Here is an 18,101-nt window from a genome sequence, read left to right on the forward strand (position 1 = left end):
GCGGCGTCAGTCCCCCGCGCCGGGCCCGGGGCGTTCCCCCCCCGGGGCCGGGGGTTTGCCCCCCCCCGGCCGGGGGCCGGGGGCCCCCCCCGGGGGGGCCCCGGTAACGGGCCCCCGCGCGGATGACCGACACAACGGCCTCACCACCACTACCCCGCAACGAACTGGGGCGAGGCCGCACCGATGACGCCCCACCAACCGAGGTTCACGATGTCTGACACACCATCTGCCCATCGACGGCACGGGAGACCGGCTGAGGTTCGTGCCATCGGCTCCGTGTTCCGTGCCCGGATACGAGCGCTGGTCATCGTGCCTGCGGCAGCATCCGGCGTCTTGGCCTTGTCCGCGGCCTACCTGGTCGGCCACCCCTCGGCGCCGGTGGGTGCCGGCCCGGTCCTGGAGGCTGCAGTCGCGCTCAGCTGCATCACGGTGGCCGTCGGCTGGGGTGCGGTGGGGCGGATCTCGAGTGCTGTGGGCAGACAGCGCGCTGCGGACGCCGCGTGGCAGGCGCAACGGGAAGAAGAACGCGCGGATGCCGAGCGCATCGTTCAGCAGATGATGAGGGACCTGGCGGAGGGCATCCACGCTGTCGAGGAGACGCTGAAGCGAAAAGGCGTTGCCACGGAGACCTGGCACGTTCCTGCCCCCTCGGGGCTCGTGGAGAACCTCACCGTCGTCCGGTCTCAAGTAGGCATGATCATCGCGCGCGTACAGGCATCCGTTGACACTGCTGGCCAGCAGGAACGGGCCGCGCTGGTGACCATCGGGCGCAGGATGATCAGCCTGCTCAGCACAGCCTCGTCGGGGTTTGACGCCCTGGTGCGCACCAACGAGGACCCTGGCCTCCTGGAGTCGCTGTGGGGGCTCGACCACCTGGTTGTCCGGGTGCGTCGCATGGCCCAGAGCTTCGCGCTGATGGGGGGTGCTCGCCCGCAGCGTTCCTCACGGCCGGTCTCGCTGTTCGAGGTGGTCGGCCACGCCCTCGGTGAGGTGGAGCACTACCGCCGCGTTACAAATGGTGCGCTGGACCTGGGCGTCATTCGTGGCGAGGCTGCCGCGGGTATCGCTCACCTGCTGGCGGAGCTCATCGACAACGCCGCGAATTTCTCCCCGCCTCACACATTCGTAAAGGTCAGCGGCACGTTGGTCCCTGGCGGGGCGGTTGTCGAGGTCGAAGACCACGGGGTTCTGATGCCGGATGAACGGCGCCACGCGTTGAACCTGCGCCTTTCGGATCCCGCCGCGCACCAGGCGAGCAATCCGCTCAAGGACGGCGGTCAAATGGGGATCTGGGTCGTCGCCGAATACGCCAACTCGCTGGGGCTCCAGGTAGCCCTTGAGCCGACGCCGCACGGGGGAATTCAGGCCAGGGTCTTCATTCCGCATGGCCTGTTCGAGCCTCACCAAGGCGCCGGCCAACCGATGACTGTCCCGCCACCGATGGAGGCCGCCCACACCATTCCCACGGCAGCAGAATCCTCGCGGTGGCGGCACCCCCAGCACGCAGCGATGGCCCGTGCCCGCCTGCCTCTCAACCGGGTGCCGGATTCAAGCCGCGGGCCGTCATCGGCCCCCGCCCCACCGGGTGCGCATCGGAGTGGGGACGCAGTGCCGGATCTGCCGGTTCGGCACTCCAACAGGAGCTACCTGGCATCTGGCCTGCAGCGTCCGGCCGCTCCGTCGACGCCACCCTCGAAGCTGGAGCATGACCCGACCCTCCTGGCCCGGTTCAGCCGAGGGCGCCAGGACGCCGATACCGATCCACCCACCGGGTGCACAACGCACACCCCCGAACACGCCGCCCCCCAACTACCTGGAGACACCGATGGCATCCGCGAACGCTAGCGAGCAACTCTCCTTCCTTCTGGAGACCTTTGCCTCGAAGACAGCCGGTGTAAGGAGCGTGCTGGTGTCCTCCAAGGACGGGCTGGAACTGGCCGCGCACAACCTCGTCGAGGACGGGATCTCCGACAGGCTCAGCGCGGTCACCAGCGGCCTGTTCTCGCTGACCAAGGGCGTGGGCTCCCTCCTGGACGGCGATGGCACCCTCAAGCAGAACATCGCTGAGTTCGCCGGCGGCTTCCTGTTCGTCGTCCCCGGGGGGCCGGGCGCCAACGTCACCGTGCTCACGGACCCCAGCGTCGACATCGGCCAGATCGGCTTCGACATCCAGCTCTTGGTCAAGCAGGTCTCCCACGCCTTGTCGGTTGAGGCTCGCCACCCCCAGGCTCGCTCGGACGGCCAGGCAGGCTGAGGTGACCCTCGATGACGGCAGCCTCGGACCAGTGCGCCCCTACGTGCTGACGCGCGGTCGCACCGAGCCCACACACCAACTGGACCGGGCGTCCCTGGTGCGGGCCAGTAGCTCCCCGCCCATGTCCCGCCTCGGACCCCACGAAGCCAGGATCGTCAACCTGTGCCAAGGGCAGTTGCTATCCGTCCATGAGATCGCCGGACGCATCGCCCAGCCCCTCCAGGTCACCAAGATCTGGGTGTCCGATCTGCTCGACCAGCACTACCTGGCGGTGCCCGCACCCAGCGGCTTCACCAGCGACCCCACTGACCCAGTCTTTCTGAGGAGCGTCCTTGAAAGTCTTGAGCGCGCCCGCTAGCGCACGGGACGCGATCCCTTTCAAGATCGTGATCGCCGGCGGCTTCGGAGCGGGGAAAACGACGTTCGTCGGAGCGATCAGCGAGATCACGCCGTTGCGCACGGAGGAAGCACTCACCCTCGCCGGCGTCGGCACGGACGACCTTGACGGCATCCCGGACAAGTCCACGACCACGGTGGCCATGGACTTCGGCCGCAGGACCCTGGACAGGAGCTTCGAGTCCGCCCCCGACCTGCAGCTGCTGCTGTTCGGGACACCTGGACAGGACCGCTTCTGGTTCATGTGGGACGACTTGACCAACGGAGCTGTCGGAGCTGTTGTCCTGGTGGACACCCGGCGCCTGGCGGACTGCTTCGCCGCCGTGGAGTACTTCGAGCGGCGCGGTCTGCCCTTCCTCGTAGCCATCAACCGCTTCGAGGGCGCCTACCCCTATCCGGAGGACAAGGTCAGAGCCGCCATCCGCCTGAATCCGACCGTGCCCGTGGTGTCCTGCGACGCCCGACAAGAGCAGTCGGCCCGGGCAGTCCTCGTCGCCCTTGTCCAGCACGCCTACAACCGTGCGTCCCTGACCGCCACCTCCGTCGGAGCTGAGCATGTCCAATCTTGACGCATCTCCCGGACGCGACGACGAGCCGATCGTCGACCCCGCCGAACGCAAGAACGTGCTGATGCGGCTGGGCCTGTGGGAGGACCAGCCCTTCCCCGAGCTGGATCAGCTCGCCGGGCTCGTGATCAAGGACGCACTCCACCACCTCCCTGCGCTGGCTGCGCCCCGTGAAGCACCCGTCGCTCTGCTGTGCGTGATCAATTTCATCAAGGATGATCACCAGTACTTCGCAGGCTGGTACGCCACGCCCGGCTTCGCCGACGCGGTCGGTGTGTCTGTTTCCGGACGGCACGAAGAACGGTTCATGGAGCTCAAGGACGGCTGGTGCGTCATCACCGTGGGGCGCAGTAAAGCCCTCCCCCTGGGAGACGTCTACGCCTGGGCCAGCGCCGCGAGCAACGGCGCGATCTACAAGATCGGGGCCCGTGCCTACCTGGGCGCCCAGCTCGTCGATCCCGCCACCAACGTCATCTTCGGCACGGTGGCGATCGTCAGCCAAACACAGACCCCGTGGGGCACGCCTGGCGTGGAGTTGATCAAGCGGCACGCTCGCCGGATCGCCCATGCCATCTGCGCGCCGCAGGGCAGTTCGACGAGTGCCTCCTGAAAGTCCTTGGTCCCCAGCTCGGCCGACACGCCCCAGGGAAGCGATGCACGGATGTCCATCATGATCCCCCCTCATATCACCGATGCCCACCTGCTCCTGCGCACCGAGGTGCGGCAGGTCGCCAGGGAGGAAATTCAGCCGCGTGTCCAGCAGTTGGAGGCCACCGGCACGCACACCGACCTGGCGCTGCCCGCCATGATGGGCGCCCACGGCTGGTTCGGCATCCTCATCGGAACCGAACACAGCGGGATGGGCGCAGGCCACGTGGCCCGGTGCATTCTTCTGGACGAGCTCTCCTACTCCAGCGGCGCAGCGGCAGCGATCTTGCAGGCATCTTTGATTCCGGGCCTGGCGATCGGCTACGCCGGCAGCGAGGAGCAGCAGCACTACTGGCTGCCGAAAGTGGCCTCCGGCGCCGTATATCCCACGCTCGCGGTTACCGAGCCCGAGCACGGTAGCAACGTCCTGGAGATCGTCACCACTGCCACACGTAGCAGCAACGGCGGCTGGGTGATCGACGGCACCAAGTGCTTCATCGGGAACTCGGGCATCGGGCATCTGCACGTGGTGATCGCACGCACGGACGAGGGCGATTCCCGAGACACACGGTGCCTGTCGGCCTTCCTCGTGGAGTCGGACCGAGCGGGGGTAAGTGTGGAGCAGCCCAAGATGGTCGGGATGCACGGATTCACCGCTGGCACCGTGCACCTGGACCAAGTCCAGGTGCCGGACGCGAACCTGCTGGGCGCGGTGGGCGAGGGAATGAACGTGGCGCACGTGGCGTCGATCGTGTGCGGGCGGCTGAATTTCGCGGCCATGGCCGTTGGCATGATCCGCCGCGTCCTGGACACGACCCGTGAATTCCTGTCCGCCCGCCCGCGATACGGCACACGCCTCGCCGACCAGCCCATCGTCCGCCATCACCTCGGCGAGATGGATTCCCTGCTGGTGACCGCACAGTCAGTCACCCAGACCGCGGCACAGAAACTGGACACCAGCGAGGGGTGCGACGAGCACCTGTTCAACGCGAAGCTCGTCGCTACCCGCTGCGCCCGCCGAGCCGTCGCCATGGCCGTCTCCCTGCACGGCGGCCACGCCATACTCGCCGACACCGTCCTCGACCGAATCCGGCGCGACGTCAGCTTCCTGGAGGCGCCGGCCGGACCCGACGACATCCAGATCGACCGGCTCGGCAAGGCAGTCATCGGCCGCCACCCCATCCAGTGGTCCACGGAATATGCGCGCCGCCCGGCCCGACACGACACCGTGGCCGCCACTGCCTGACCGACCACCCGCAGCCCGCCTGCTGTGCCGACGCGCAGACCCCCATCCCCGGCCGCAGCGATTCCCCCGGTCCCGCAGCCGGGGATGGGACACCACACCGCGCCGACTCCCGATCCCTCCCACATTCCCAGACCCGTTCACTCAGACGCCGAACTACCGCGCCCCACAACTCCGTCGCCCGACTCGTGCTCCCGTCAGGCCAGGCGACGGACCCTCCGGGCATCGGGCGGCAGCCCCGCACGCTGCCCGGAGCCTCACACATCGACCCGACTCTCTCGCCCGCCCCGGAGTCCCCATGGCTTTCCCACGCGCTCACTCCACCGAGGATCGATCCCGCCTGACTTCCAGGCAGAATCGCATCGCAGAACAGGCCGTGCTCGCTGTTGCCGATCTCCAGCCTTCCTTGCCCGCAGACGATCCCGCCGCCGGCAGGCGCAGTTTCGTCGTGCGCGCGGAGGCCATGGCGCGTCTCCATCACCGCACAGCGCTGAGCGGCGACCCGTTGACAGCGGAGCAGCGCCTACGGCTGCTGCGCGAGAAGGACCAGCGCGCCGCACTCGCCGACCGTCAGAAGGTCCGGGTCGCCCTATACGTCCTTGCCAGGCCCGACGCCGATACGAACGACGCTGAGCGTCGGATGGCGGAAGCACTTGGTGCCTCCAACCGACGAGGCTGGCAGGTTGCCTTCCGTGCCGCCGATGACACCGGAGACCTCGCGCCCGCCCTGAGGCCTCAACTGGCTCGCGTCCACGATGCCGTGTCCAGTCAGCGGATTGACGGACTGGTCTGCGCGAGCCGAGTCGACATCAGCAACGATGACAGCCTCTACGCGGACGAGCTGAACTGGCTACGCTCCCGCGGCGGGTTCCTCGCACTGGCCAGGAACGAGGTCGCACTGTGAAAGTGCACCCGATCAGCATCGGAGCCTCCGCGTCGGCCCCAGCCGCCTACCCGCGAAGACTGGACTCGTCGCGCACCGACGAGGCTGCGCTCGTCCCGTCCCTCGCATCCACGAAAACGACAACTGGTCCCGCAACGCAGCCATCCCCTTCGCCAACACCTCGACCTCGAACGGCTCGCGTCCCGCCTCCCCTGACACGCACGCCCCGACCCTCCTTTCGTGCCACTACGGAGTTCCTGTGACCGTCCCCAACACTCTCCCGGCGCCGCCCGGGACACCCCGCCAGTACTACACATCCCACGGCCTGCGCGTGCCGTATATCGCCCCATGGAGCACCGAGACGGTGCCCGCCTACCAGACCATCCTGACGGCGTCGCACGCCGGCTTCTGCCTCGGCTACACCGACGAGTTCCCCATCGTGGACCGCCACCACGAAGCGCTGTGGATCCGCTCCAAACTGGCGCAGGGCATCGGGCGGCCGATCCTCTCGCGGGTGCACCCGCTGCGCCAGCGTCGCGCGATCAAGTACTTCCTGTGCCAGGTGTGCGGCGGCGACACCTTCGACGATGACTGGAGCCGTTGGGGAGAACGGCACCTTGTCGTGCTGCCTGCCTCCGAGGACTGTCCGATCCGGGAGGGGGAGGTGACGACGGCCCCGCCCCTCCACCTGCCCTGCGCGATCGAGGCCGTAAGCGACTGCCCGCACCTTCGCGACGGGTACAGCGCCGCCCTCGTCGGCCGCATGATGTCCTGGGGCGTCGCCGGCATCATCCACGACCCCGCCACCCTCGCCCCGACCACCGCCGTCCCGGACGTCGTAGAGCGCCTGCGCGACTTGGCCGTGCGCGGCCTCGCGGCCCATCGCGACCCCTACATCGGCCCCGACCTCGGACGGTTGGACGACGCCCAGGGCGAAGGGCTCGCGCTCGTGGCATACAGCAATAGCCTGTTCCGCTGGACCATCGCCGCCCGCGACGCCGTCGCCCTGGAGGACTGCACACCCGTGGATCTCCACGAGCTCGCCGCGTAGCCGACCACCTCACCGCGGCCAAACACACCAAACCCGGGTACGAACCCAGCACCGAAACACCCGTCGGGTGCGCGCAGAAAGAAACACACCATGGCACACCACTCCCCCGAGACACCCAACAAGCACCCGGACACAAGCCGGCCGAGCCCGGCACGCGTCTACAACTACTGGCTCGGCGGCAAGGACTACTACCCCGTGGACCTGGAGCTGGCGAACGCGTCGCCTGGTTTCTTCCGCGCCGCCGCACTGGAGAACAGGGCTTTCATGCGCCGCGCAGTGGGCTGGCTGGCGCGCACCACCGATGTCGAGCAGTTCCTCGACATCGGCACCGGCATCCCCACCGACACAGGATCCAACCTCCACGAAATCGTCCAACGCATCAATCCCCGCGCCCGAGTCGTGTACGCGGACAACGACCCCATCGTGATGCGCCACGCCGAGGCCCTCCTCGTCAGCGCCGACCAGGGCACCACCGCCTACTGCGAAGCCGATCTCCGCCACCCCGAGGCGCTCCTGCACAACGCCCAGGAACACCTCGACCTCACTCGCCCCGTAGCACTCTCCCTGATCGCCGTCCTGCATTTCATCACCGACGACCACGACCCCTACGAGATTGTCCGTACACTGGTCGAAGCTCTCCCCGTCGGCAGTTATGTCATCATTTCCCATGGCGACATCACACGGTTTCCTGACGAGGCGGAACAGAGTGCCTCCTATGGACGCAAAATCCCGAGCCGGTTTCGCACACGCGAGGAAGTAGCAAAATTCTTCGACGGCCTGACCCTGCTCCCGCCCGGACTCGTAACGGCCCCAGACTGGCACCGGCAGATTTCGCCACGCCCCGATGAGAAGCCCAGTGCGATCTGGGCGGGCGTCGCCAGGGTGACAGGGCCGAGCTGTGGATAGCCGCATCCCAGCAGCAGCCTGTGATCACGAAAGAGTACGGATGGCGAGCGCCGGAACAGGAGTTGCCGTCGCAGGGCAACATGTGGAACGGAGCATCCACTGGACGACGTGGTGCGATGTTCCATCACGGCGGGCATCTTCCACGGCGGGTCCCGGTCTCATGCTCGGTCCGCGCCCGGCCGAGTGGCAGTTCGCCTACCCGGTCGGTGTTGCGGCTACCGCGCTGGGAAGCGCGGTTACCGGCGCAGTGCTCCCTCTGCTCGCTGTGGTGACGGTGCATGCCACGCCCTTCGGTGTCGGCTGCCTGGTCGCGGCGGGCGCGGCGGCACCGAGCCTGACCGCTCTGCTCTCCGGTGCACTGGCGGACCGGTACCCGCACGGACGGCTCATCGCCCTCAGCCGTATGCTCGCGGCCGCAGTCCTGGTGGGCCTGCTCGTGGCGGTCCTCACCGGCTCCGTGGACGTACCGGCCTTGTGCGCTGCCGCACTGATCCTCGGGGCCCTGAGCGACGTGACCACGACCGCAACCACTGCCCTCCTGCCGGACCTCGCCCATCCGTCCCGGCGCCTCGCCCTCACCTCACAGATCACCGCCCTCACCTCTCTCGCCAGTGCTGTCGGCGCCTGTCTCGCCTCTGTCCTGATCACCGTCTCCACCCTCGGCCGCGCCCTCACTGCCGACATCGCCGCGGCCGTCCTCGCAGCCTGGACCGCCTGCCGCCTCCCCCGCCGGCACACATCGACCCTCGCGCCTTCGCCGGTCGCAGCGCCCGGAATATGGGTAGGCGTGCGGTATGTGCTGTGTACCCCGCTTCTGCGGGTTCTGGTAACGACTAATCTGCTCGTGAGTGTGGCGGGCACGCTGCTGGACAGCGTGTGCGTGGTGATGGCTCTCCGCTACTGGTACTGGCCCCCCGCGGCGACGGCCGCGCTCCTGGGGTGTGCCGGTCTTGGGGCTGCCGCTGGAGCCGTGGCCGCAGTCCGTCTCGCCCGTCGTCGCGGCCCCGGCGCCACAGCGTCGCGAGTCCTGCTCGTTGTCCCCGCCTGCTACTTAGCACTGGTCGTCAGCGGGCACGGCGCCTGGTGGAGCCTCATAGTCGTGTGCTCTGTGACCAGTTCACACGCGGCCCGGGGCTGCTACGCGGCCCTCGCGCGCTCGCTGCGTCAGGGGGCCACCAGCCTGGCCATGCAGGGGCGGCAACATGCGGCCGGCACACTGCTGACCTGCGCCCCCCCTGCCTCTGGCAGCGCTGGGTGCAGGAGCCCTCGCCACCACCGTGTCCGCCCGCCTGCCCCTTGCTGCAGCTGCCGGCCTGGCCACGTACGCCGCTGTGAGGCTGCATCGCTCCACAGCGCTCCACGACTGCCGAGGAAGCCATCAATCGCACTCTCCGCCCGCGGTTGCGGTCCGGCGGTCGACGGGCCCGACGAAACCGCCACCGGCCTGATCGCGGCGGCCTGGCCGCCGCCCGCTGCCTGCCGCACCCGGGCACCACTCTGACCCAGCTCGCACGATCCCTGCAGCCGACCCGACCCCTACCGCACTGTGGAGCCGTCATGCACAAAGCCAACGCCTCGTACAGAAACCTCAGCGCCAACGCGGCACGGGCCGTGCGATTGCTCGGCACACTTCCCGCGCGTGTCTTCGACCCGGACGTGGTGGCAGCCGTGTGCAACACGGCCCACAGTGAAGCGGCAGGGGTCCTGCACGAACTGCTGACCGCCCAGCTGGTCCACGACCCGCGGCCGGACGAGCAGCGCACACCGGGAAATACCCCTGACTACTCCTTCCCCGATTTGGTGGGCGACCTCGCCCAGCAGCAGGCCCAACAGGAGACGCCGAGGACACGGCGCGAAGTGCGGCGACGCTGGGTGGAGTGGTACCTGTTTGCCACCACCCAGGCCGAAGCACGCCTGACTCCCAGTCACAGGACGCTGCCCCGCTCTCCCACCTACATCTGCGATGGACGAGACCTGTTCGAGGGCCTGCCTGACTCGTCCGTACTGGCATGGTTGCAGTACCGGCCGGCCGAATTGCGCTCTGCCGTGCGCACCGCGTACGAGGAGGGGTGGTGGGCTCTGACTTGGCAGCTGGTGGATGCCATGTGGCCGCTTTTTCATCGGGGACGTCACGCTGAGGACTGGATCAGCATCCACGAGGACTACGGCCTGCCGGCTGCCGAGCAGGACGGCAGCCTCCTGGCCACCCGGCGGATGCTCACCACGCTCGGCGGCGGACTGCGCAGCGCCGGACGTTACGACGAGGCCCTTGTGTACTACACGCGTGCCCTCGTCGGCGCGCAGCGCCACAACCACCGTCGGGATGAAGCCCAGGCGCTTGACGGAATCGGCACCTGCCATCAGCACACCGGCCGGCTTTCCGACGCGATCTGCGAGTTGTCCGAGTCCCTGAGGATTCGACAGGAAATCGGATATGAGCGTGGGGTCGGTCTGTCCCAGACTCGCCTGGGCGAGGCCTTCGCTGCCCAGGGCGACATGCACAAGGCACTGGATCTCCTCATCCAGGCCCGCCAGTCCCTCAAGAAGGTGCCCGATGCCCACGATGCGGCACGCGCCGAGGCCCTGCTGGGCCGCATCCACGTCCGTGCCGGACAGATGACCACCGGTAGAGCCCATCTGGAGGTAGCCGAGGCAGAGTTCGCCGAGATCGGCGCCCTGCCCTGGCAGGCACACGTGCTGGAGTGGCGCGCCGAGGCCGCCTGCGAGGCCGACGAAGCACACGAACTGTACGCCGCCTCCCTTCAGCTGTACCAGAGCGTGCCGAGCCCCCGGGACGTCCACCGTCTGGAGACAGCGCTGGAACTCGCCGCCGAGGCCAAGAGGACGGCAGAGCGCACCGCACCGAGCGAAGCACCCGAACAGAGCGAGTGACCGACCGGCCCTCGCCGGCTCCTTCCAAACACGTCGCTGGGCATCCGCACCGCAGCCCCGATTACCCGTCCGCACGTCCGTTCCAGCGGAACACAGAACCAACCGCAGCAAACGGCTCGGCAATACACACCACCACCGCACACCTCTCCTCGACCCAGGAAAGACACCACCGCATGCACCTGTCTGTACCGCCACGCGGAACCCCGAGGCTCTACCGCGATCTTGCCTTACTCCTCATAGCCGGTTGCGGTAACTCGCTGGCCGTCGCCGCTATCGACGTTACAATGCAGCTCTGCTTCGGCTACGGCCCCGGCCCCGGCCTGGTCAAGGCGTTTTCCGTCGGGACAATGCTCGTCGGGATATACGTGGCACTTCGGCTCTGCTACCTCGTCGTGGCGCACACGCCGTTCAGGAAGTCCGCGCGAGTCAGGAGAATAGTTCTGCGGCTCGTAGCCATCGCCCTCGCCATCGTCACCATCGTGGGCCAATCGCCCGTCGCCGTCCGTGATCCGTTGCTTTCCATGTGGGCGTTCTACGTCGCAATCGGCTGGCTCTCCGTGGAAACCTGCCGCTACCACGGGATAGGACCGACCGCCCTGGGCTTGAGTGTGCGCCTGTCTCACGACCCGGCAAGCCGCAAGACCGCAACCCGCCTCACACTGGTGGGGATGGTCGCGGGAACGGCACTGACCAATGGTCTTTTGTGGGGGCTGCGTCTGACCGGAACCGACTCCTTCCTTCCCGTCATGGCCGGTAGCCAGGCCCACACGCTTCAGCTAACCAGCCTCGGATCGGTCCTCCTCACCCCAGCCGGCGCCGTTGTCATGGAAGACCTTGTGGTGGTCGGTGCCACCACCGCGCTGCTCACTGCGGCCCGCAGACCGCCCTGGGTCATCTACCTCCTCATCACCGTCATCGAGGTGGCTCTCCACGGCTACTACGGTCTGCCCGCGATCGGCATGGCCATCTACGCCGTCCTGCGCACCATGGCCTATCAGCGCACACGCCAGCTCCTCGTCATGATCGGCATCCACGCAGCCTGGGACCTGGTCGGAGGTCTTGTCGCGCTCGCAAACCAGTACGGCATCACGCGCTACCACCTGCTCCTCGACGGCCTGCTGCTCTACGCCGTAGTAGTGCTGCCGGCGGAGCTGTTCGTCCGAGCACGCAAGAAGCGGCGCAATCGCCCCCACCAAATCGGCCCCTCTACCGAGGGCTCTTCCATCAAGGCATCACAAAAGACGCAGGAGAATGCTCCACGCAGCTCCTCTGTAGCCGGTTGAGGCATCACACGGCACACAATCCGCGAGAGCTGAGCGCCGACGCGGGCGCCGGCCCGCTCCCGGCCTCGATTGTGACCTTCACACTCCCGATCCAGCAGTCAGTGAAAGGCGCCCCCGCGTATACGACGTGCCGAAATCCGAACGACACGCCTCACTCGCCCCGCACTGTCACTGCCGCCCCGGCCCCCGTTATCCGCCCCAAACAGCAGTGTCTCCTGCTCGCGCACGGCACAGCCCACAACTGCGGCGCTTGTCCGACCACCTACCAATCAGCGCCACCTTCGCCTTCGCACGCCTGCACGAAATTCTTCACGCCAACCCCACAATGTACCAACCCACCGACGAACGCCACGACAACGATGGAGCAATCCACGCATGACCGTCAGACCAGACTCATCAATTGCTCCTGCACATGCATGGGCTTCGCACGGTGTACTCCACGTCCACAACTTCACTGCCCGAAAGGGTTGTTGACACATGAAACTCACCACCGCCGCCGTCCTCGCCTCCGGTATCACTGTCTCCCTTGCCACCGCCGTGGTCGGAGCCGCCTGGCTCTGGCAGGACACCAGGCACCAGGCGAAGCCGAAGGAGGTGATCGTCGCCCCCAATCAACTCGACTGCCTGGCGGAGATCTCCACCACTGCGGACCTCGCCAAGCCCGGGATGCCCAAGGAGGCGGATGTCGAGCTCGGCTTCATCCCCGGCAATCACCTGCCGTTCTCCGCCACTACGGTCATAAGCGGTGCCGCCTGTCAGCACCACTGGCACCGCCCCGGCAGCCTCCCTGCCCAGGAGGTCAAGGACGACGCTCGGGCTAAGCCCTTCACCCATGTGCTGGACCAGGCCGCGAAGAAACCCCCGCAGACACAGGCCGCATCAATCTGACGGTGTACCTCGGTCACAGCATCTTTCGGACTCCCTGTTTGTCCCCAACTCCTCTGCCAGACAACGACTCCCGTGTCTGGAGAGGCGGAGCACGGATGCGCGTGACTCCGAGCGCGCGAGGACCGCCCCGGCCTCTGCCACGCAGAACCCGTTCGAACTCGACATCAGTGTCATCGCGTTCGGCGGCACCATCGAGGCCGGGCCGGCATCGCCTCCGACTGCGGCTGCAGCTCGACGTGCGGCAGCATCTGCCTTTCCAGCGACTCCTGGCCGCACCAGACCACTGGTACAGCGCCCACGCCGTGCTGTCCCGCGCGGTCTCACGCCGCGCGTCCCCTCGGCGGGGCTGCGCCGCCACCGCTCCGCCTGTCGAAGCACGCCGCTCCGTCTCACACCGACCACACTCACCCAGCTCTATCCAGCCAAGGAGACCATCGTGTCCCCGTTTGCACTTGGTTTGTTCACCAACCCGACAGACGTCCCAGCAACCGCCACCCCCGCCGACGAGCGCTACGACCCCGAGTTGCAGCTGACCATCCGACGGGACGGCACGCCGCGTGTAGCTGACAGCTTCACACCGAGCCAGACCAGTGGAGGCCTTACGACCTCCGGAGAAAAGGAGATTTTTGACGTGTTCCCCGAGATGGCAGAGCTGTGCTGACGGTGCCGACGGCGAGGCGGGCGGGCGGGCCGGGCCGCCCGGTCTGTCTGGTCACCCAGGACGACAACGGGCCTGCCGACCGGATCGTTCTCGAACTGAACAAACTAGATGTTCCCGTCCTCCGCTTCGACCTGCAGGACTTCCCTCACCACGTGCGGCTGAACGCGGTTTTCGACGGCACCGCGTGGACTGGGACGCTCAACAATCGCGGCCGTACAGTAACGCTGGAGGACATCGGCGCCGTGTTGTGGTGGCACCCCGGCACGCCACGTATCTCCGTCGATGGTCTGTCGGAGGCCGAGACTGCGTGGCTCCAGCGTGAATCAGCCGCCGGACTCGTCGGGGTGCTTGACGCACTGGACTGTCTGCATGTCAACCACCCTGCTGCCACCCGAGCAGCCCAGCTCAAGGCGGAGGTATTGGCCCAGGCAGCCCGCTGCGGACTGCACGTGCCCGCGACATGGATCGGCAACGACCCAGTCGGCGCCAACGGCTTCATCTCCGCCACGCACAGCGGAACGGTGTGCAAGTCGCTGGTCAGCCCCACCCTCAACGAGAACTCAACTCACGGCCAGACCTTCTACACCAGCCGCGTGGAAGCGGTCGACGATTCCATCGCCCTGAGCGCCCACCAGCTCCAGCGCGAGATCACCAAGGACCACGAAGTCCGTCTGGTCGTCGTCGGCACCGACATGTACGCAGCCCGCATCGACGCGCACAGCCCCGCCGCACAGAAAGATTTCCGCAGTGACTACGAGTCACTCACCTACCGCCATACCTGCATACCGGAGACGGTGCGCAAGGGTATAAGTGCCCTCCTGGGCCACTACGGCCTCTTGTTCGCGGCGATCGATCTGCTCGTCGACACCACCGGCCGTTGGTGGCTGATCGATCTGAATCCGGCTGGCCAGTACGACTGGCTCCAAAAGGAACTGCCTGGCTTGATGATATCCGCAGGCCTTGCCCGAATGCTCGCCCGACCACACGCCACAGCTCAGAAGATCGATCAGGCATTCGAGGAGGTGTCGGCCAATTCCGGAGCTGGGGGCATCGCTGGAGACGCACTCTGCCGTGTGCGTGCCGAGGAGACGGGCGGGTGCGAGGTCGATGCCGTGCAGGAGCACGGAGAGGGGGAATCCGCCGGCGGCGCCATAAGCGGCGAAAGGAGAGGGCGGAGCATGGTCGCTTCGGCGAGCTCGCCGAGGGCGTGGCCAGCCCCGGCAGACACGTGAAAAGGCGTAGTACACGCGGTCCGACCGAAGACTCGGCCCTCGGTCGCGTCGACGCCAGCGGGTCCACTCCTCGGCCGCAGAACTCACCCCGTTCGTAACACCTGGGGCGGGTGGCGGCCCGACGACTACGCGTCTGCCAGGTCCTCCTTCAGGTAGGGCCTGGCAGACGGTGTCTCGACCGCGCGCGTGAGAATGACCACGAACCGGCCCACCGCCCGTCTCTCCTGCTCGGGCTGAAGAGCTCAAGGCACGGAGCGCTCCCCGGCGTTGCGCCAGTAGTCGGCAAGCATCTCGCTTGGCCAGGCCGGCTGCCGGACGACTCCTCGGGGCCCCATCTCCTGAAAGTAGGGGGCCAGATCCACGACCGGTGTTCCGTCGACCGCGTCGAGATCGGTCACCAGGAGGTCGCGCCCGGCCAGGTCGAGCAACCTCGGGTAGCTGGTGGCTAGTTGGGCAGGGCGCCGGTGATTGCGATGAGCGAATGTTCCGGTCGTCGGCCACTGCGGGTTGCCTCGGGGGTGGCGGGCGTGAAGTTGGACGTCTTCAGGTTGTGCTAGGTGGAAGCGCCACGTCACCGTCAGGTGGGAGAACTCGTGAAGGCCCTGCAGTGTTTCGAGGGGGTACGCCTCACTGAGCCGGATGACCGATTCGACTCCACCCTGGTAGTCGTCTTGGACGCGTGTGTGTCCCCCGACGACTGTGGCGATCGCTTCGACCTCGTAGATTGCCATCGGCGCTCTGTCCTCTCCCACCAATTGACGTGCTCGGCAGCGGCGGACCGCAGCCGCGGACCCGCCCTGTGGTCAGCCTATGGCGCGCAGCATTTCCCGTGCTCGGCGGTCCAGTTCGGTCACGTGGCGGCCTCCGCGTCGCCGAACGGGCGAGAGGTCGCTCTGCATGCGGACGATGGCATCCCGAGCGCGGCCGGACTGGACGCCTGCCATGGCATCGAGTGCTTGTCCCCAGGTGCCGCATGCCTCGTCGAGGCGTCCCTGCTGCACCTGGACAGCGCCGAGGTAGCCGAGGGTCACGCTGTGGGTGCGGGCGTACTGCTGCCGTCGCCGGGTGGCGACGCTGCGCTGGAAATGGCACTCCGCCTCGCGAGGGTCGCCGAGGTCCCGCAAGGCACAGGCGGTCTCGTGAGCGAGAGAGGCTTCCTGGAAGAAACCGACGCGGCCGGGGGCATCCTCGCCGTCGGCGCGGGCGAGGTCCCGCTCCGCGCGACGGATGGCCGCGATAGTGCCGGGGCGGTCTCCGTCTGCGGCCAGGGTGCGGGCGTGGACGATAGCGAGCAGGGCTTTCTCGCGCGAGCTGGCCTGCCCGTAGTGGGTGCGGGACATGGAGGCATCGGCCAGGTCGAGCGCACGGCGTGGATGTCCGAGGTCGACGGCCTGGTGGGCGAGAGCACGCAGAATATGGCCGCCCAGCGGGCCGTCGGCGGCCTCGGCAGCGATATGGGCAGCCAGAGTGAGGTAGCGCTGGGCAGTGCGGTGCTCGGAGGCGTCGAACCCCATCCAGCCGGCGAGGTAGGTCATCTCCGCCACGGCGGAGTACGCCTCCCGGCGGAGCCGTTCCGTGCGGAACCTGCTGCCCAGCAGCGGCACCGCTTCGTCGCGAAGATGACCGGCCAGGGCCGAGCGCCCCGAGGCACCACCGCGCTGCTGGTCTCGCGCAGAGTAGAAGGTTGTCAAGTTGCGGACGTCGTCGATGTCGGCCTGCGTGACCAGCCGGGAGGAGTCTGCCGGGCGCGAGGCCGCCGCGGCGGGGGCAGCTGCCCACCACGCCTCTGCCGGCAGGGCGAGGCTCGCGGCCGAGTACGCAGTGGTCGCCAGCAGCTTGCGTCGGTGCATGTCCAGGTCGTCGCTTCCCAGGTCGGCCAGTACGGTCAGAGGGTTGACGCTCCAGTCGGCACTGCTGTCGGTCGAGCCTGGCGGCTCGTCTTCCAGACCGAGGTCGGCAAGGGTGAGGCGTCGGCCGAGCCTGCGGGACAGCGTCTCACGCAGGATATGGGGCGCTCTGCCACTCGGCTGCGTGCCGAGGACCCACATGGAGATGTGAGAGCGGGAAATCGCCTCCAGCTCACGCACTCCGCACTCCGCGGCCACGCGGGCAACAGCGGCGGCTGTTTGCGGCTGGGACCAGCCTGCCTCGCGCAGGAGCGCGGCAAGGGCCGTGTTTCGCATACGGGCCATGGACTGCCCCTTGGTTTCGAAATGATCTTTGGCGCCTTTGGCGGCCTTCCAGTCTTCGAAGGCATACCCCTCGGGCGGAATTTGCGGTTCGCTCAACGTAGCGGCGGATCACTCACCTTGCACGTCACCCGACCGCGGTGCACGAATTTCGCGGCTCAAGTTGGCCTGATCCACATAGGAGTTGTGCCATGGCTCTCTCGCTGGCCCCTCGCCGGGCGTCCCGCCAACGTAGTGGTCAGAGCCACAGAAACCATGTCCTGGGTGAGCCGAGCCTGCGAGACCAGGCAGCCTCCGCGACGGAGACCGTGACGCTCGTGCTGGACGAGGACTCACCTCTGCCCGAGACTGCCGCCGACGTGGCGGATCTCGCGGCGCGGCTGCGAGAGCACGTCAGCCGGCTCGGAAACCTGACGCCTCCGGGCGAGGCGACCCTGCTGCGTGCGCAGCAGCTCTGCTCGGGCAGCTTCCCCGATGGCCACATGCCCAGTCGTATTCATCTCATCAGGCTGGCCGAGGCAGTCCAGGAACTGATCACTGTCGTGCGAACCCACGCCGCCGCCCCGAAGCCGGCGCGGAGACGGCGTTGGTGGCAGCCGCGGACCAACGTGCTGCGCGGCTCGGTCTTCGCCCTTGCCTTCGCCTGCGTGGTTCTGGCCGCGTCGCTACCTCGGACGTGACCGTCACCCGGGACGGCTCCAGTTGCCGCCGAGCGTCCTTCCCCACCATTCCCAGCCGCTGCGCTGGCCCAGACACTCCCCGGATACACGGGGCCTACGGAGATTTACACGATGAAGCGCTTTCCGCATATCGACCAGTACGGCCTGATCGGCGACATGCGCACCAGCGCCCACGTCTGCGACGACGGTTCGATGGACTGGCTGTGCCTGCCGCGGTTCGACTCGCCGGCTGTCTTTGCCGGCCTGCTCCGCACGCAGCAACACGGCACCTGGCAGATCGCTCCCAGCACTTCTACTGACCGCTCCGGAGCCGCCACCGCGGTCGCCGA

General features: G+C 67.6%; 19 protein-coding genes. 17 read left to right on the forward strand and 2 right to left on the reverse strand.

The window, feature by feature from the left end; translation table 11 throughout:
- The first annotated feature begins 276 nt into the window (after positions 1 to 276).
- The 15 genes from LCE31_RS40860 to LCE31_RS16935 all read left to right on the forward strand — a co-directional run bounded on the left by LCE31_RS40860 (position 277) and on the right by LCE31_RS16935 (position 14,903).
- Positions 277 to 1,845 (forward strand): sensor histidine kinase, encoded by a 1,569-nt coding sequence (locus LCE31_RS40860; protein WP_225015098.1) that lies wholly within the window; start codon positions 277 to 279, stop codon positions 1,843 to 1,845.
- On the forward strand, positions 1,826 to 2,254 hold the full coding sequence (locus LCE31_RS16870) for a roadblock/LC7 domain-containing protein (protein WP_225015099.1): 429 nt from the start codon (positions 1,826 to 1,828) through the stop codon (positions 2,252 to 2,254). The genes LCE31_RS40860 and LCE31_RS16870 overlap by 20 nt, the downstream gene beginning before the upstream one ends.
- A gap of 1 nt (position 2,255) precedes the next feature.
- The gene (locus tag LCE31_RS16875; RefSeq protein WP_225015100.1) at positions 2,256 to 2,612 is read left to right on the forward strand and encodes a DUF742 domain-containing protein; all 357 of its coding nucleotides are present in this window, start codon (positions 2,256 to 2,258) and stop codon (positions 2,610 to 2,612) included.
- The gene (locus tag LCE31_RS16880; protein ID WP_374118485.1) at positions 2,587 to 3,219 is read left to right on the forward strand and encodes a GTP-binding protein; all 633 of its coding nucleotides are present in this window, start codon (positions 2,587 to 2,589) and stop codon (positions 3,217 to 3,219) included. Before LCE31_RS16875 ends, LCE31_RS16880 begins: the two co-directional genes overlap by 26 nt.
- A complete protein-coding gene (locus LCE31_RS16885; protein WP_225015101.1) occupies positions 3,206 to 3,826 on the forward strand; it encodes a hypothetical protein in 621 nt (206 codons plus the stop codon). Before LCE31_RS16880 ends, LCE31_RS16885 begins: the two co-directional genes overlap by 14 nt.
- Positions 3,827 to 3,886: 60 nt before the next feature.
- Positions 3,887 to 5,110 (forward strand): acyl-CoA dehydrogenase family protein, encoded by a 1,224-nt coding sequence (locus LCE31_RS16890; RefSeq protein WP_225015102.1) that lies wholly within the window; start codon positions 3,887 to 3,889, stop codon positions 5,108 to 5,110.
- 460 nt (positions 5,111 to 5,570) lie between these two features.
- Complete coding sequence (locus LCE31_RS16895) at positions 5,571 to 6,011, forward strand: hypothetical protein (RefSeq protein ID WP_225015103.1); 441 nt, start codon at positions 5,571 to 5,573, stop codon at positions 6,009 to 6,011.
- A 310-nt stretch (positions 6,012 to 6,321) separates the two neighbouring features.
- Positions 6,322 to 7,041 (forward strand): hypothetical protein, encoded by a 720-nt coding sequence (locus tag LCE31_RS16900; RefSeq protein ID WP_225015104.1) that lies wholly within the window; start codon positions 6,322 to 6,324, stop codon positions 7,039 to 7,041.
- 90 nt (positions 7,042 to 7,131) lie between these two features.
- Positions 7,132 to 7,947 (forward strand): SAM-dependent methyltransferase, encoded by an 816-nt coding sequence (locus LCE31_RS16905; RefSeq protein ID WP_225015105.1) that lies wholly within the window; start codon positions 7,132 to 7,134, stop codon positions 7,945 to 7,947.
- A 160-nt stretch (positions 7,948 to 8,107) separates the two neighbouring features.
- Entirely contained in the window at positions 8,108 to 9,448 is a 1,341-nt protein-coding gene (locus tag LCE31_RS16910; RefSeq protein WP_225015106.1) for an MFS transporter, read from the forward strand.
- Between the two features lie 56 nt (positions 9,449 to 9,504).
- Positions 9,505 to 10,839 (forward strand): tetratricopeptide repeat protein, encoded by a 1,335-nt coding sequence (locus LCE31_RS16915; protein WP_225015107.1) that lies wholly within the window; start codon positions 9,505 to 9,507, stop codon positions 10,837 to 10,839.
- Between the two features lie 284 nt (positions 10,840 to 11,123).
- On the forward strand, positions 11,124 to 12,122 hold the full coding sequence (locus LCE31_RS16920) for a CPBP family intramembrane metalloprotease (RefSeq protein ID WP_225015108.1): 999 nt from the start codon (positions 11,124 to 11,126) through the stop codon (positions 12,120 to 12,122).
- 477 nt (positions 12,123 to 12,599) lie between these two features.
- A complete protein-coding gene (locus tag LCE31_RS16925) occupies positions 12,600 to 13,010 on the forward strand; it encodes a peptide transporter permease SapC (RefSeq protein WP_225015109.1) in 411 nt (136 codons plus the stop codon).
- 436 nt (positions 13,011 to 13,446) lie between these two features.
- Complete coding sequence (tgmA, locus tag LCE31_RS40865; protein WP_225015110.1) at positions 13,447 to 13,671, forward strand: putative ATP-grasp-modified RiPP; 225 nt, start codon at positions 13,447 to 13,449, stop codon at positions 13,669 to 13,671.
- Entirely contained in the window at positions 13,665 to 14,903 is a 1,239-nt protein-coding gene (locus LCE31_RS16935) for an MvdC/MvdD family ATP grasp protein (RefSeq protein WP_225015111.1), read from the forward strand. Before tgmA ends, LCE31_RS16935 begins: the two co-directional genes overlap by 7 nt.
- 242 nt (positions 14,904 to 15,145) lie before the next feature.
- On the opposite strand, the gene LCE31_RS16940 is transcribed toward LCE31_RS16935, so the two are convergent.
- A complete protein-coding gene (locus tag LCE31_RS16940; RefSeq protein ID WP_225015112.1) occupies positions 15,146 to 15,634 on the reverse strand; it encodes a TrmO family methyltransferase domain-containing protein in 489 nt (162 codons plus the stop codon).
- A gap of 72 nt (positions 15,635 to 15,706) precedes the next feature.
- Positions 15,707 to 17,095, reverse strand: coding sequence for a Tat pathway signal protein (locus tag LCE31_RS16945; RefSeq protein WP_225015113.1), 1,389 nt, complete (start codon positions 17,093 to 17,095; stop codon positions 15,707 to 15,709).
- A gap of 305 nt (positions 17,096 to 17,400) precedes the next feature.
- On the opposite strand from LCE31_RS16945, the gene LCE31_RS16950 reads away from it, so the two are divergent.
- Positions 17,401 to 17,772: a DUF6415 family natural product biosynthesis protein gene (locus LCE31_RS16950; RefSeq protein WP_225015114.1), complete on the forward strand. Its 372-nt coding sequence runs from the start codon at positions 17,401 to 17,403 to the stop codon at positions 17,770 to 17,772.
- Between the two features lie 111 nt (positions 17,773 to 17,883).
- Positions 17,884 to 18,101 (forward strand): trehalase-like domain-containing protein (locus tag LCE31_RS16955; RefSeq protein WP_225015115.1); only part of this gene is annotated, 218 nt, incomplete at its 3' end.

The sequence above is a fragment of the Streptomyces sp. 8L genome, from assembly GCF_020176795.1.
In the GTDB taxonomy this organism is placed as follows: domain Bacteria; phylum Actinomycetota; class Actinomycetes; order Streptomycetales; family Streptomycetaceae; genus Streptomyces.